Genomic DNA, 15133 nt, shown 5'->3' with positions numbered 1-15133 from the left:
GTATTCGCTATTCCACTTAGCAGCCAATGTTGAGTGTATCGGCTGGCGCTGATGAAAAAAAGTCACAATAGGGCAGGCAGCAGTTATGCTGAGGCTGTGGCACTATGGGACGAACTATGGTTTTCAGGACGAACGGTGAAAAACAAAACAACATACAACCATATTGTGGTACTGACCGGTGCCGGTATCAGCGCCGAGTCTGGGATCAAAACCTTTCGCGACCAGGGCGGTCTGTGGGAGTCTCACCGGCTCGAAGATGTTGCCACTCCCGAGGCTTTCGCTCGTGATCCGGCCTTGGTGCACCGCTTTTATAATGCCCGCCGTGCCGAGCTACCCAATGTCAGCCCCAATGCAGCCCATCAGGCGCTGGCAAAACTGGAGCAATGCCACCCCAGTACCTTGATCATTACCCAAAATATCGATGATCTGCATGAGCGGGCAGGCTCCCGGCACCTGCTGCACATGCACGGCGAGCTGCAAAAAGCCCGTTGTACCGGCAGTGGCCAGCTGTTCACCGTCACCGCGCCACTGGATGAACACAGCCTTTGTACCTGTTGTGTGCCAGCCCGGCCTTTACGCCCGCATGTGGTTTGGTTCGGCGAAATGCCGCTGGGGCTGGATCGCATTTTTCATGCTCTGGCCCAGTGCGATCTTTTTATTGCCATCGGCACATCCGGGCACGTTTATCCGGCAGCCGGTTTTGTTGATGAGGCGCGCCAGCAAGGCGCCCACACCATTGAAATCAACAACGATTGGTCAGAGGTCAGCGACCGTTTTGCTGACCATCAACGTGGCCCTGCCTCGGAGCTGGTGCCGGCTCTAGTCGAAACCCTCTGCAAATAAAAAAGCACCCTTGCGGGTGCTTTTTTCAGTGACCGGTCTTCAATTTCGTCCAGTACTTTTCATAAATGCCAATGGCATCACCAACGTCAGTTTGGAACTGGCCTTTTGCGACCGTTTCCTTGTCCGGGAAGATAATGCTTGAGTCACGGAGTTTTTTCGGCAACAACGCCCGGCCCGGTACGTTCGGGGTGGCATAGCCGACATATTCCACACAGGCCTTGGCAACTTCGGGGCGCATCATAAAGTTGATAAACTTGTTCGCGGCCGTCACGTGTTCTGCCCCACTCGGGATGGCGAAAGAATCAATCCAGAAAATCGCCCCTTCTTTGGGGTAGATATAGGCGATATGGCCTCCTTCCTGGTTGGCCATGTAGGCCTCACCATTCCAGATCATGCCAATATTCACATCACCCGACAGGTAAGGCATGCGCGGCGCATCTGAGTTAAAGACCTGGGTATTGGCAACCAGAGGCTTGAGGGTTTCATAGGCTTGCTTGATCTGCGCCTCGCTGGTGGCATTAGCAGAGTAGCCATTGAGTACCAAGCCAATTTGAAACACTTCCCGGACATCGTCGGTCAGCAGTAGTTGGCCCTTGTATTTCGGGTTAAACAGATCTTTCCAGCTGGTGATGGTTTTCGGATCAATCACATCAGCATTGACGCCAATAGCCGTTGACCCCCAGAAGTAGGGCACAGAATACTGGTTAGCTGGGTCATAGGACTTATTCAGCAGGCTTGGATCCAAGTTTTTAAAGTTGCTCAGGGCACTTTTGTCCAGCTTTTGCAACAAGCCATCTTTGGCCATCATGCTGATGTAATAAGTTGACGGCACCACCACATCGTAGCCTTTACCGTGCGTCAGCTTGAGCTTGGCAAACATGGCCTCGTTAGACTCATAGGTGGTGACATTCACCTCGATACCGGTTTCTTTGGTGAACTGGTTCAGTACGTCCTGTGGAATATATTCAGACCAGGTATACAGGTTCAGTTGCTTGTCACTTGCATGAGCTGACAGGCTGACGCTCAGCGCCAGCGTCGCCGCAGAAAAAAAGTGCTTCATTTTTTGTCCCTCATCAACCAATGGGATACCAGTACCAACAGCAGTGATGCGCCGAGCATCAGCACCGCCAGTGCATTTACTTCCGGTGACACTCCCACCTTGACCATGGAATAGATCTTGATGGGCAACACATCAAAGCTTGGCCCGGTGACAAAACTGGAAATAATGACGTCATCCAGCGACAAGGTGAAACTGAGCAGCCAGCCACCAATGATGGCCGGGCGCGCCAGTGGCATTAACACCTTGCGAAAGACCGTAAATTCCGTGGCACCGAGGTCGCGCGCGGCTTCCAGCATGCTCAGATCAAAGCCTCGCAGTCGCGAATATACCGTAACCACCACAAAAGGCAGGCAAAACGTAATATGCGCAAACAGCAACGGCCAGAACCCCTGGCCCAGGCCAATCAGCACAAACAGCGCCAAAAACGATACCGCCATAACAATATCCGGCGACATCATGACGACAAACAGCAACGCTGACAGCAGCCCCTTACCGCGAAACTGGTAACGAAACAGTGCCACTGCAGCCAAAGTGCCGATCAGGCCAGCAAAGGCTGCCGCCAAAAAGGCGATCAGCAAGGAATGCCAGGCTGCTTCAATGAGGCCGTGATTATGCGCCAGTTTCTCAAACCACTGCCAGGTAAAGCCTTGCCAGAACAAGCCAAAACGTTGTTTGTTAAAAGCATTGACGACCAGAATGCCAATAGGCACATAAAGGTAGACCAATACCAGGCTCAGCATCAGGTAACGCAACCATTTAGCCATCCCACGCCTCCTTGCGGTTGATGCGTTTTGCCGCTTGCCAGTAAAGCCATAACAGCAACGCCATAAAGACGGTGATCACCACGCTGGCTGCCGAGCCAAAGGGCCAGTCCTGTACCAGCAGGATTTGCCGCTTGATGATGTTACCGACCAGCATGTCTTTTGCTCCACCGAGCAGATCCGAGACATAAAACATGCCCATCGCTGGCAAAAATACCAGCAAACAACCGGCGATAATGCCCGGTGTCGTCAGCGGCAGCTCGACATGTAAAAAGGTGCGCCATTTGCCGGCTCCCAGATCTCTGGCCGCTTCAAACAACCGGCCATCGAGTTTTTCAATGGCGCTGTAAAGCGGCAGAACCATAAAGGGCAACAGCACATAAACCAGCCCGAATATCACCGCAAAGTTGCTGTATAAAAAGCCGATGGCATGGTCACTGAGGCCCGTGGCCAGCAGCATGTCATTCAGCAGGCCTTTTTTACCCAGCAGAATTTTAATGGCATAAGTGCGAATGAGGCTGTTGGTCCAAAACGGCACCACCACCAAAAACAGCATAATGCCGCGCCAGCGTGGACTCAGCCGGGCAATGGCTGCGGCAAAAGGGTAACCAATCAGCAAACACAACAGGGTGGCAATGGCCGACAATTTAAACGACAGCCACAGTACCTCGGCGTAGATAGGGTTAAGTAACCGCTTATAGCTTTCTACACTAAAGGGCAGGGTAACCAGGCTGACCTCGCCTTTACTCATCACACTGGAGGCCACAATCATCAGATTCGGCAGCAGCACAAAAGTCAGCAGCCAAATGCTGATCAGCCCCACAGCCCAGAAGCGAAACTCCTTAAACCTGCTCATCGGCCAGCACCACTTCCCATTGCGCCACCCAACTCACCGTTACCGGCTCGTTGAGGCTGTAGTCAAAATCCGGGTCGTCCTCATCAAAAAATTCCGATACCTGAATGCGACTGCCATCTGCCAGCTCAACCAGCGAATCCAGGGTGGCACCTTTGTATGTGCGCTCAATGATCCGCCCCGCCAGGCCTTCGTCAGCACTGACAGCGTCGAGGCGCAGATCTTCGGGCCGCAGCAGGACTTTGACAGCGCTGCCGGGGGCGTGTGCCACCTTGCCGTTTACCCTGAAAGGTTTGCCCAGCATGTTGACCAGCAACTGCTTGCCGTCATGGCCCGTCACCTGGGCATCAAAAACGTTGATCTCCCCAATAAAGCGGGCCACAAACAGGCTGGCCGGTGTTTCATAGATCTGTCGAGGTGTGCCAAGCTGTTCCACCTTGCCGTTATTCATTACCGCGATGCGGTCTGACATGGACAGGGCTTCTTCCTGATCGTGGGTAACAAAAATAAAGGTAATACCCAGGCGGCGTTGCAATTGCTTGAGTTCCCACTGCATGGTTTTACGCAGCTTGTAATCCAGTGCCGACAGGGGCTCATCCAATAGCAGCACCCGCGGTTTGTTGACTACCGCGCGGGCGATGGCAACCCGCTGCTGCTGGCCACCGGATAACTGGTGTGGCTTGCGCCCAGCAAAGCCGTCGAGCTGCACCATTTTCAGAGCATCATTCACCCGCTGGGCAATATCCGCTTCGGCCACTTTTTGCATACGCAGGCCAAAAGCGACATTTTCAAACACTGACATGTGCGGAAACAGCGCGTAGCTTTGAAAAACCGTATTGACGCTACGTTTTTCTGCCGGTAGTGCAGTTACATCACGACCATCAATGGTGATATGCCCCTGGTCGGCCGTTTCCAGGCCGGCTATCAGTCGCAGGGCCGTGGTTTTACCGCAACCCGACGGTCCCAACAGCGTAAAAAATTCACCATCACGGATCTGCAGATCAAGGTTATTGAGCACTGCCTTGTCGTCAAAGTGCTTGCTCAGGCCACTGAGCACCACCATGTCAGTCTGTTGTACAGCAGTTGTTGGCATAGGCGATAAAATCCAGCGCAAAAGGCGCATTTTAATAAAAGGGACTGGCACTGATAAGGCCATTAACGGTAAAAATGCGGTTCTTTAACTATTGCTAAGACGTTGCCATGACCTTATCGCAGTTCTTTTTACTGGCTTTGGCCCATGCACTGGCGGTTGTCAGCCCTGGTCCAGACTTTGCCGTGGTCAGCCGTCATGCCATTGCCTTTGGCCGACGTACCGGCATTGCCGTTGCCGCTGGCATTGGCACCGGCATCCTGATCCACATGACCTATACCTGGGCCGGTGTCGCCTTGCTGTTAAAAACCCACCACAGCCTGGAAGTGGCCTTTACTCTGATAGCCGGTGTATATCTTGGCTGGATGGGGTATGGCGCCCTTCGTTCAGGGCAGGGGATTCCACTCAGTGCTGAACAGGGCGAGCAGCCAGGCACGCTAGTCGCCTTTCGGCGCGGCTTTTTTACCAATGCCCTGAACCCAAAAGCGACATTGTTTTTTCTTGCGCTGTTCGGGTCGGTATTACAGGTAACACCGACTGACTTGCAAATGGTGGGGATCTCCGCCTATCTGGCCATTGCCACCGGCCTATGGTTTACCACCTTATCAATATTACTGACCACCGGTTCATTAGGCCGCTTTCTGGCTGCCAAGGGTTACTGGCTGGATCGCATCCTGGGAGTTTTCCTGCTGATACTGGCAGTACGCCTCATTGCCGGCCTTTTCTGGTAGAATGCCGGCCCTGTAGCCCGGTACTGGCTACAAACAGAGTCATTTTTGCGCCGGCTTTACGGGTCGGTGAGCATAAAAGAGGTATGTTCTAATGGGCACTTACGTCGTTGCCGCGCTGTATAAATTCGTTCGTCTGCAAGATCACCAAGCACTGCGCCAGCCGTTGTTGGACACCATGCTGAACCATGATGTGAAGGGGACCTTGCTACTGGCCAAAGAAGGCATTAACGGCACCATTTGTGGTACCCGCCAGGGAATCGACGCTGTTAAGGTTTTTTTGGATGCTCAGGAGGTCTTTGCCGGCATGAGCTACAAGGAATCTTTTGCCGATGAGCAGGCGTTCTACCGCACCAAGGTGAAATTAAAAAAAGAAATTGTCACCATGGGCGTTGAAGACATCGACCCGCGCAAAGTGGTGGGGACCTATGTCAAACCCCAAGACTGGAACGCCGTCATAAGCGACCCTGAAGTGATCCTTGTCGATACCCGTAACGACTATGAGGTGGCCGTGGGTACCTTTAAAGGCGCCCAAGACCCGCAGACCACTACCTTTCGTGAGTTCCCGGAATATGTGAAACAGCACCTGGATCCGAGCAAGCATAAAAAGGTGGCGATGTTTTGTACAGGTGGGATCCGCTGTGAAAAATCCACTGCCTTTTTGAAAGAGCAAGGGTTTGATGAGGTTTATCACCTTGAAGGCGGTATCCTCAAATATCTTGAGGAAGTACCGGAAGCTGACAGCCTGTGGCAGGGCGAGTGCTTTGTATTCGATCAGCGCGTTACTGTTCGCCATGGTCTGGTACAAGGCAGTTTCGATCAATGCTATGCCTGCCGCCGGCCAATCAGTGCCGAGGATATGGCATCAGAGAAATACCAAAAAGGTATCGCCTGCCCTTATTGCTTTGATGTGATGAGCGACGAGCAAAAAGCCCGCTTTGCCGAACGGCAAAAACAAATTGCCCTGGCAAAAGAGCGAAATCAACACCACATTGCCGCTGATGTACAGCGCCTCAAAGCCGAAAAGGAAGCCCGCAAACAAGCGATGATTCAGGATAATGACTGACCAACAGCCCAATACCATGCATATCGGTGGCAGTGTCGAACAGGCGCTGGCAGGCACTGTCTCTATTGACAGCAAGGCCATATTAAAAGAAGCCTGGCAAGGCGTTGCCAGCCCCAGCCGGCTGATCCTGGCACCAGCTCTGCTGCTGATCGGTGGCACGCTGATGTTGGTCGCAGCATTATCGGCGGTGCTGGAAATGAGCGGCCTAAAAATAACTGACCCTATGCCAATGCAATTCGCGCAATTGTTGCTGGTAGCGATGGTTGCGCCGGCCCTGGCCGGCCTGCAGATGATCGCGCTGCATACCGTAGTTGGCCTAAAGCCTCCAATACAACTGCTGTGGTTATGGTATCGCCGGGGCCCGCTGCTAAGCCTGGCTGCGCTAATGACCATGGCCCTAACCGTACTTGGTAGCGTTGTGTTTATTGTTATTGGGCTTTTTATCAATATTGCTGTTTGGCCAGTGCTGATGCTGGTAGCGGATAAACGACAGGGACCAAGCCAGGCCATTGTCACCGCTATTCGCGTCTGCCTGCGCTACCCATTGCCCTTTATTTTGCTGTTTTTACTCCAGTTACTGACTTTTTTACTGGGCATAGTAACGTTCGGTATTGCTCTGGTTTGGTTAGTGCCTTTTTGGTTACGCTGCCAAGGCATTCTTTATCGTGAGTTGTTTGGCGTAGTGCTGAAAATGAACGTCAATAAACCGCAGGCCCTGTTCAACGCATGAAGGCCTGGTTTATCAAGCCTCCGCTTTGGCTGCTACTGACCCTATTGGCTGTATTAGTCTGGTTTCGCTTGCATGATCTCAGTCCGGCTCGGCAGTCGCCCAGGTTTACCAGTGATATTCCTGATTTCAGCCAGTACCAGGATATCGTGGAAAAGAAAAAAGCCTTTTTCGGTTTTTTACGGCCTTTGGTGGATGCTGCTAATGCCCGTATTCTGGCCGACCGTCAGCGCCTCAAGCGCCTCTTGAGTGAAGATCATGTCAGCCGGGCAGAGCAGCACTGGATGCAAAACCTGGCGGCCGATTATGATGTTGCCTGGCCCTTGGATGATGATGGCCGCACCATGCTGTTACGCCGGGTAGATATGCTGCCACCGGAGTTGGTTTTGGCCCAGGCAGCCAATGAGTCGGCTTGGGGCACGTCACGTTTTGCCATTCGCGGCAATAATTTCTTCGGCCAGTGGTGTTATGTCAAAGGCTGCGGCCTGGTGCCCCGTGCCCGTGACGACGGCGCCAGCCATGAAGTGGCTCGTTTTAGTAGCCCTCAGGCATCAGTGCGCAGTTATATTCACAATATCAACACCAACGGTGCTTACCTGGAATTACGGTTGATCCGCGCCAAGGCCCGCCTGCAAGGTGAAAAACCCCAGGCAAAACAGCTGGTGCAAGGACTTGACCGCTATTCTGAGCGCGGCCAAGCCTATGTCGATGAGCTGTTACAGATGATCCGCCACAATCGGCGGTATATGCAGGGGTAGGGCGTTAAAGGGCTTTGATGGCCAGTTGCAAGGCCGGATCAACGGCAACGCCATCATCGGCCTCAGGTGTGGGGTCGACAAAAGTTTCCCGGTCAAAGGCCAGATCCCCTTCGCTCAGCACGCTGCCTTTTTGCAAGCCTTTAAAATCAAACAACGCCGTGTCTGCCAGATGGGATGGAACAACGTTCTGCAGGGCTTTAAACATGGTTTCGATACGCCCCGGATATTGACGATCCCACTGTTGCAGCATTTCCTTGATAACCTGGCGTTGCAGGTTGGGCTGGGAACCGCACAGGTTGCACGGAATGATGGGGTAGGCTTTAGCCTCACTGTACTTAATAATGTCTTTTTCACGGCAATAGGCCAGTGGGCGGATCACCATGTGCTGGCCATCATCAGACAGTAGCTTCGGTGGCATGGCTTTCATTTTGCCGCCATAAAACATGTTCAGCAGCAACGTTTCCAAGATGTCATCACGGTGGTGGCCGAGGGCAATTTTGTTGCATGCCAGCTCAGTTGCGGTGCGATACAAAATGCCGCGTCGTAGCCGCGAACACAGCGAGCAGGTGGTTTTTCCTTCCGGCACTTTTTCCTTAACGATGGAGTAGGTGTCTTCGTTGACTATCTGGTAACGGATACCCAGTTGCTCCAGATAATTCGGCAAGACATGCTCAGGAAAGCCCGGCTGTTTCTGATCCAGGTTAACGGCAATCAGCTCAAAGTTGACCGGCGCCGAGGCCTGCAGGTTCATCAGGATCTCCAACAGGGTGTAGGAGTCTTTGCCACCGGACAAGCAGACCATGATGCGATCGCCGTCTTCAATCATGTTGAAGTCTGCAATCGCCTGACCGACATTACGGCGCAGCCGTTTTTGCAGTTTATTGACGTTATATTGTTGCTTGGCGCTGGACATGCCTACCTCTTACCGGCCGTTAAGGGCGCATATTATACGCAAAACAAAAAGCCGCGCTATGCGCGGCTTTTTTATCAGCAGTGAGCGGTTAGCTATCAGGTTTTAACGCCAGCACATCACAGCCCAACCGGTCGATGACGTGTTCGGCAGTATTACCGATGAGGGCCGCTGATAGACCGGTCCGGCCTACGGTTCCCATGACTACCAACTCGGCGTCCAGTTCTTCAGCCAGTGCCGGAATGACATCTTCTGGTAGGCCTTCTTTTACATGAACCTGATCATCCGGCAGGCCAAAAGCGTCGGCGTGGCCCTGAGCTTGCTTCTGATGGTGCTCTTTCATCGCTTTGGTGTAAGAGCGCGGATCAAATTCTGGGATCTCCACGGCAATATTGACCGGTGTGCCCGGATAGGCCGTCACCAGATGCACCTTGGCGTTAATCGCTTTGGCCAAGGCCAGCGCTTCACGGGTAATTTTCACATCCAGCTGTTTATGGGCGTCATCTTCAGAGCCACAGTTAACAGCCGCCACCACATTGCCGTTTTCCGGCCAGTCGTGGTCTTTAACCAGCATGACCGGTACCGGAGACTTACGCAGCAAATGCCAGTCGGTTGGTGTAAAAATCACGGCTTTGAGCGTGTGGTGCTCATGGGTGGATTTAAAGACAATATCATGGCCGCCTTTTTCAACCGCACTGATGATGCTTTCATACGGGCGGTTGTGCCAGGTCACCTCGGCGGTAATGTTCATACCTTTGTCCTGAAAAGGCTTGATCACTTCATTGAGCCATTCTTTTCGCTGAGTGACCACACCATTACGCATGGCTTCACGCTCATCGGAAGAGAGCATGGTGGTCATCTCATAGGAAAAATCGTAAATGCTCAGAAAAGCCGTGATGCTCGCATTGGTACGGCCCGCCAGATAGGCAGCACGAGACAGGGCAGGTTGCTCATTTTTGCTTGGATCAATTACCACCAGGATCTTATTGAAATCGGTCATGGTATTCCCCTTATTGGGGCCGGCCATAAAGCCGGCCCATCAGCTGAAACTTCAGAAGCGGTAGCCTACCCCCACAAAGGCGACTACCGGGTCGATAGCAACGTCGACCTTCTGAACGGTTGCACCGTCAACTTTCACTTTAGCAGTGGTGTCGATATTGGCATACCATACTGCACCGCGAATATAAACTTTGTCATTGATTTGCCAGTCAAAACCGGCTTGAGCAGCCAGCCCCCAGCTATCTGACAAGCTCAGTTTTTTACTGCCTGTCAGGCCCAATGAATCAAGTGTCGTGGCCAGTTCACCATTTACTTTAGTATCAAAGAAAGTAGTGTAGTTGACGCCCAGGCCAATGTAGGGGCGCACTTTCTGGCCTTCCATGAAACGATACTGCAGGCTGACGGTAGGCGGCAGGTGCTTGGTTTTACCCACTTTCATGCCATCAACCGGCGTGCCAGCCGCCTTGAGGGTAATATCATGACTGAACGGTGTAGCACCCAGCACTTCAACAGACCAGTTAGGGGTGACGTCATAGTTGATGGTAATACCCAACTGGGTGTTGGAGTTCACCGCCACTTCCGTAGAATTTGCCGGCAAACCGGCCGCTGCTTCTACATTAGTCAGGTGGCTGGAGCTGTCATTGGGGTGGACATACGCCGCGCCAACGGCGACACGAATATCACCAGTGTCAGCCATTGCCGGTGCAGCAACAGCGGCCATAATCAAAGCCAAAGCACTGTAACGCATAAGAACTCTCCCTTTAGAATCATTGCGTTTGCAAAGTTGACTGTAGACTATGCTGGTGCTGTTAGCGGTAAGTTGTGCTGGATCAAAAAGCGGGCGCTGTCAGGGCGCCCGCTCAATATAAACTGACCCAGATCATGAGCTGAGGGGATCTGAGGCCATTTTACGTAGACCATCAAGGTCCTTGATGGTGATAAATTTGCCAGAAACATCAATTAAGTCGGCTTTTTGGAAGCGGCCCAACAAGCGGCTGATGGTTTCTACGGTTAACCCCAGGTAGTTACCGATATCGCCGCGGGTCATGGTCAGGCGAAATTCCCGGCGGGAAAAGCCGCGCTCACCGTAACGGTCAGACAGGTTCATCAAAAAGGCGGCCAGGCGCTGTTCGGCGGTTTTTTTCGACAACAGCAGGATCATGTCCTGATCGCCTTTGATTTCCGAAGACATTAACCGCATGACTTGTTGGCGCAATCTCGGCATGGTGCCGGACAGGGAATCGAGGGTATCGAAGGGGATCTCGCAAACCATGGCGGTTTCCAGTGCCTGCGCAAAAGAAACGTGGTTATTGTTGCCAATTGCATCAAAGCCAACAATATCGCCAGGCAGATGGAAACCGGTGATCTGTTCTTCGCCTTCCTGGGTGATGGTATAGCTTTTCAGGGTTCCCGAACGAATCGCAAACAGCGCCTGTAACGGCTGGCCTGCTTCAAAAATGGTATCCCCTTTGTGTACCGGCTTTTTACGCTCAATGATGCGGTCCAGCGCGTCGAGTTCACTGTTACTGAGCGTGAACGAAATACATAACTCGCTCATCGCACAGTCATGGCAGTGAATTGCACAATCGCCGGTTTTAGTATGCATCATAATGAGATCCCACAACGTCCTTTGCTCTGCGACTATAACACCCGAAAAGCACTAGCTCCACTGATGAAAAGCGACCATCAGGATCTGCCCAGACATCATCAATAAAACCAATGCCGCCAATACTTTGAAAGCCGGGTGAGTGAGAAAGGCCTTAAGCCGGTCAGCAAGTAACCCGGTGGCCAGCATCACCGGCACAGTGCCGAGGCCAAACAGTGACATCGACAAGGCGCCCTGGGCCGCGGAGCCAGACACCACCGCCCAGGACAAGGCGGAATAAACCAGACCGCAGGGTAACCAGCCCCATAACATCCCCAGGGGCAGGGCCAGCAGGGGGTGTTTGAGGGGTAACAACCGTTTCGCTACCGGTGCAATATAGCGCCACAGGTAGCCGCCAAACCGCTCAAGGTGCATTAACCCCAGGTGCCAGCGCAGTAAGTATAGGCCCATCATGATCAGCAGTAGCGCTGCAATAAGTCGCAACACCAGTAACGCCGATGCTCCACTATGGCTAATAGTGGCCCCCAAGGCGCCGGCAAGGGCACCGGCAGCCGCGTAGCTGCTGATACGGCCAACATTATAAAGCAGTAGCGTCCATAGCCTTTGCCCGGGCGGCAGTGTCAGGGAAAACGCGCCCATCATGCTGCCACACATCCCCAGGCAGTGACCGGCTCCCGCTAATCCCATCAGTACCGCCGGCCAGGCGCCCAGTGCGGTCATGCTTCATCATCCTGACGGGGCTTTTGTTTATCGCTTTCCTCTGTATCTTCGTCGAACAAGATGCTTGCGCCCTGACGGTCAAGATCTTCAAATTGATCGTGCTTGACGGCCCAGAAAAAGAGTCCGACCGCAATCGCCACAATCACCAACGCTACCGGGATCAACAGTCCAAGAATGCTCATGATGCCCTCAACAACCGTAATGAATTTCCCAGCACCAGCAGCGAGCTCAGTGACATGCCTAAGGCTGCCAGCCAGGGGCTAACCAACCCGGCTACTGCGACCGGCAAAACCACCGCATTGTAGGCCACCGCCCAACTGTAGTTTTCAATGATCACCCGCCGGGTTTGTCTGGCCAGAGTCAGCGCCTTCGCTATCTTGCCGATATCATCACCCAACAGCACAATATCAGCGGCGCTATGGGCGAGCTCGGTACCACTGGCCATGGCCACAGAGACATCGGCACCAGCCAGTACCGGCGCATCGTTTATGCCATCACCCACCATCATTACTCGCTGGCCCTTGGCCTGCAATGCTTTGACCTGTGCCAACTTGGCTGCCGGAGTAAGGCCTTTGGCCAGAGTCATATTGAGGCTGTTGGCGACGGTATCAGCCAACCGCGAGCCATCACCAGTCATCAGTATGACCTGCTTGCCAGTGGCCCGAAGGGTATCAACCAGCGCCTTAGCGTCAGCACGCAGTACGTCTTTAAACCAAAATGCCGCTACCTGTTGGCCGTTTTCCAGCAGGTAGACATTGGCATCACCGTCACTACCGACAAAAGCCGCAGAGCCAAGCCGGTAGTGTTGCTGGCCAATCCAGCCTTCAATGCCGCCTCCGGGGTGGTTGCTAACGGCGTCAGCCCGAAGGGCTGTGGCATACGGCAAAAACACCTGTGCCAGCGGATGCTCAGAGCCTTGTTCCAATGCGGCAGCAACGGCTAGCCAGTATTTGTCATCGTCACTGACGGTTTTTTCCAAGGTCAGCCGCCCCTCGGTCAGGGTGCCGGTTTTATCAAAAACCACCGTATCAATATGTGGCAGCACCTCCAGGCTCTGCCCACGCCTGACCAGCCACCCCAGCCGCGACAGGCTGCTCATGGCACAGGTAATGGCTGTAGGGGTTGCCAGTGACAAAGCACAAGGGCAGGTGGCAACCAGCACCGATAAAGTGACCCAAAAGGCATCCGCAGGCCGAAAGCCATACCAGAACACAAAAGTGAGCGCCGCAATACTCAGTAGCCCCATGACAAACCAGCGCGCTACCTGATCGGCCAATCTGGCGGCGCGCGGTTTTTCCGCCTGCGCCTGATCTTGCAAGCGGACAATACCGGCCACCAGGTTATCCTGGCCAATGGCAGTCACTTTAACCGTCAGTGGCGAGTGCAGATTCACACTGCCGGCAAAAAGGGGGTCGCCAACGTTTTTTGCCACAGGGATGGACTCCCCGGTTAAAAAGCTTTCGTCCAGTTCACTGTTGCCGGTGACCAGCACAACATCTGTTGGCACTTTCTCGCCAGGGCGGATCTGCAAACAATCCCCCACCGCCAACTGACTCACTGGCACCTGTGCAAAGTCGCCGTTGGCTTGCTGTTGCCATGCTACCGCTGGCACCAGCTTCAGCAGGTTGGCCGAACTTTGCGCCGCCTGGCGACGAGCCCGCAGCTCCAGCAGGCGGCCGCTTAACAGCAAAAAGGTGAACATGGAAATGGACTCAAAATACACCTCGCCGGTGCCCGTTAGGGTCGCAAACGCCGACGCCAGATAAGCCCCCAAAATAGCCAGGGACACAGGCACATCCATGCCCGGCTGGCCGTGACGCAAACCACGCCAGGCGGCGATGTAAAAAGGCTGCGCCGAGTAAAGCGCTACCGGGGTGGCCAACGCCAGGGAGACCAGCCGAAAGTACTGCTCAAAGTCATCGCCAACACCGACATAAAGCGCAAAGGCAAACATCATGACCTGCATGGTGGCCAGCCCTGCCAGCCCCAAACGCAATAATAAACTGCGACTTTCTTCGCGGTAGTAGGCCTCTTGCTGATTGGGTTCAAAGGGCAGGGCGGGGTAACCGATGCGCGCCAATTCTGCCAGCAAGTGTGACAGCGGCGTTTTATCAGCCTGCCAGCGCACCAGCGCACGGTGACTGGTGGCATTGACGGCAATACGCTCCACACCAGGCAGACGGCCTAGTTGCTTTTCAATAAGCCAGGCGCAGGCGGCGCAGGATAAGTTGTCGACCGACAGGGTGATTTCACAGCTATTGCCGTCCTGGTGCACAAACTGCTGCTGGATCTCGGCGCTGTCATAAGCACTCAGTGCTTGCGGTACCAGCTCGGCCTTTTCTGCTGCGTCAGTGCGAAACTTGTAGTAGTCAGTCAGGCCACCATCAACAATCGCCTGACTAACGGCCTGGCAGCCAACACAGCACATGGGCCTGGCCTGGCCCAAAACGGTGGTATGCAGTGACACGCCGGCAGGAACCGGCTCATGGCAGTGATAACAGCGCTCAGCCATTTAAGGGCGTCCAACCAGTACCGTTGGCGCGTGACTATCAAAATTCACCGTGGCCTGAATACGCCAGCGGCTGTCATAAGGTTCAGCCCGAACATGCCAGCGGCCAGACAGAGGCTTGCTGGTATTGAGGTGATAACGGCGGCCAGAGCCATCGGCTGTCAACATGACGGTAAAATCTTTGCTGGCCAGGGTGGCATGGTGAAAACTGACTCGTAGCGGTAAGGCAACGGGCAAGTTGTCGCCGCTAAGTACAAAATCGAGGCCATCTTCCTGACGTACCAGCTCGGCCTGAATATGGCGCTTTAGTGCCGCGTTCAGTTCCGTCAGCTGTAAGTTAATGGCTTTACCTTCTTTATAGTAATCCGCTACCACCAGATCATTGTGGCCACTGCTGGCAAGGTACAGTGTGTAAAAGCTGGCCACGACGGCGCTGGCGGGGAGTCCAATCAAAAACCAGGGCCAGAACTGCTTATACCAGGGCTGCATGAGAACCTCCTGTA

Annotated in this window: 17 protein-coding genes; 5 read left to right on the top strand and 12 right to left on the bottom strand. The window is 53.8% G+C overall.

Annotated elements, in window-relative coordinates:
• The first annotated feature begins 51 nt into the window (after nt 1-51).
• The gene (gene cobB / locus WDB70_RS06695; protein ID WP_406667856.1) at nt 52-843 is read left to right on the top strand and encodes a Sir2 family NAD+-dependent deacetylase; all 792 of its coding nucleotides are present in this window, start codon (nt 52-54) and stop codon (nt 841-843) included.
• A 25-nt stretch (nt 844-868) separates the two neighbouring features.
• Here the strand turns inward: cobB and WDB70_RS06690 are convergent, their stop codons facing one another.
• From WDB70_RS06690 to potA, 4 genes are read right to left on the bottom strand one after another with little or no spacing between them, the layout of a single operon-like run.
• A complete protein-coding gene (locus WDB70_RS06690) occupies nt 869-1903 on the bottom strand; it encodes an extracellular solute-binding protein (RefSeq protein WP_406667854.1) in 1035 nt (344 codons plus the stop codon).
• A complete protein-coding gene (potC, locus tag WDB70_RS06685; protein ID WP_406667852.1) occupies nt 1900-2667 on the bottom strand; it encodes a spermidine/putrescine ABC transporter permease PotC in 768 nt (255 codons plus the stop codon). Before potC ends, WDB70_RS06690 begins: the two co-directional genes overlap by 4 nt.
• Nucleotides 2660-3520, bottom strand: a complete 861-nt coding sequence (gene potB / locus WDB70_RS06680; protein WP_406667850.1) for a spermidine/putrescine ABC transporter permease PotB — start codon at nt 3518-3520, stop codon at nt 2660-2662. Before potB ends, potC begins: the two co-directional genes overlap by 8 nt.
• The gene (gene potA, locus WDB70_RS06675) at nt 3507-4610 is read right to left on the bottom strand and encodes a spermidine/putrescine ABC transporter ATP-binding protein PotA (RefSeq protein ID WP_406667848.1); all 1104 of its coding nucleotides are present in this window, start codon (nt 4608-4610) and stop codon (nt 3507-3509) included. The genes potB and potA overlap by 14 nt, the downstream gene beginning before the upstream one ends.
• Before the next feature lie 107 nt (nt 4611-4717).
• On the opposite strand from potA, the gene WDB70_RS06670 reads away from it, so the two are divergent.
• The 4 genes from WDB70_RS06670 (at nt 4718) to WDB70_RS06655 (ending at nt 7886) form a co-directional block, all read left to right on the top strand.
• Complete coding sequence (locus WDB70_RS06670; protein ID WP_406667846.1) at nt 4718-5338, top strand: LysE family translocator; 621 nt, start codon at nt 4718-4720, stop codon at nt 5336-5338.
• Nucleotides 5339-5429: 91 nt separating this feature from the next.
• Entirely contained in the window at nt 5430-6401 is a 972-nt protein-coding gene (locus WDB70_RS06665) for a rhodanese-related sulfurtransferase (RefSeq protein WP_406667844.1), read from the top strand.
• Nucleotides 6394-7131, top strand: coding sequence for a hypothetical protein (locus tag WDB70_RS06660; RefSeq protein ID WP_406667842.1), 738 nt, complete (start codon nt 6394-6396; stop codon nt 7129-7131). The genes WDB70_RS06665 and WDB70_RS06660 overlap by 8 nt, the downstream gene beginning before the upstream one ends.
• On the top strand, nt 7128-7886 hold the full coding sequence (locus WDB70_RS06655; RefSeq protein WP_406667840.1) for a glucosaminidase domain-containing protein: 759 nt from the start codon (nt 7128-7130) through the stop codon (nt 7884-7886). Before WDB70_RS06660 ends, WDB70_RS06655 begins: the two co-directional genes overlap by 4 nt.
• A gap of 4 nt (nt 7887-7890) precedes the next feature.
• On the opposite strand, the gene ttcA is transcribed toward WDB70_RS06655, so the two are convergent.
• The 8 genes from ttcA to WDB70_RS06615 all read right to left on the bottom strand — a co-directional run bounded on the left by ttcA (nt 7891) and on the right by WDB70_RS06615 (nt 15119).
• Nucleotides 7891-8799 carry a tRNA 2-thiocytidine(32) synthetase TtcA gene (ttcA, locus tag WDB70_RS06650; protein WP_406667838.1) on the bottom strand — a complete coding sequence of 303 codons (909 nt, stop codon included), beginning with the start codon at nt 8797-8799 and terminating at the stop codon, nt 7891-7893.
• An 88-nt stretch (nt 8800-8887) separates the two neighbouring features.
• Nucleotides 8888-9796, bottom strand: a complete 909-nt coding sequence (uspE, locus tag WDB70_RS06645) for a universal stress protein UspE (protein ID WP_406667836.1) — start codon at nt 9794-9796, stop codon at nt 8888-8890.
• 51 nt (nt 9797-9847) lie between these two features.
• Nucleotides 9848-10543 (bottom strand): OmpW/AlkL family protein, encoded by a 696-nt coding sequence (locus tag WDB70_RS06640; protein WP_406667834.1) that lies wholly within the window; start codon nt 10541-10543, stop codon nt 9848-9850.
• A gap of 132 nt (nt 10544-10675) precedes the next feature.
• Nucleotides 10676-11404, bottom strand: coding sequence for an FNR family transcription factor (locus WDB70_RS06635; protein WP_406667832.1), 729 nt, complete (start codon nt 11402-11404; stop codon nt 10676-10678).
• A 51-nt stretch (nt 11405-11455) separates the two neighbouring features.
• A complete protein-coding gene (locus WDB70_RS06630; protein WP_406667830.1) occupies nt 11456-12121 on the bottom strand; it encodes a sulfite exporter TauE/SafE family protein in 666 nt (221 codons plus the stop codon).
• The gene (gene ccoS, locus WDB70_RS06625; RefSeq protein ID WP_406667828.1) at nt 12118-12303 is read right to left on the bottom strand and encodes a cbb3-type cytochrome oxidase assembly protein CcoS; all 186 of its coding nucleotides are present in this window, start codon (nt 12301-12303) and stop codon (nt 12118-12120) included. Before ccoS ends, WDB70_RS06630 begins: the two co-directional genes overlap by 4 nt.
• The gene (locus WDB70_RS06620; protein WP_406667826.1) at nt 12300-14633 is read right to left on the bottom strand and encodes a heavy metal translocating P-type ATPase; all 2334 of its coding nucleotides are present in this window, start codon (nt 14631-14633) and stop codon (nt 12300-12302) included. The genes ccoS and WDB70_RS06620 overlap by 4 nt, the downstream gene beginning before the upstream one ends.
• Nucleotides 14634-15119 carry a FixH family protein gene (locus WDB70_RS06615; RefSeq protein WP_406667824.1) on the bottom strand — a complete coding sequence of 162 codons (486 nt, stop codon included), beginning with the start codon at nt 15117-15119 and terminating at the stop codon, nt 14634-14636.
• Nucleotides 15120-15133: the final 14 nt, after the last annotated feature.

It is taken from the genome of Gallaecimonas aegicerasi (assembly GCF_045291545.1).
Lineage (GTDB): Bacteria > Pseudomonadota > Gammaproteobacteria > Enterobacterales > Gallaecimonadaceae > Gallaecimonas.
Note: the sequence above shows the minus strand (reverse complement) of the source record. Positions and strands in the feature narration are given on the sequence as shown.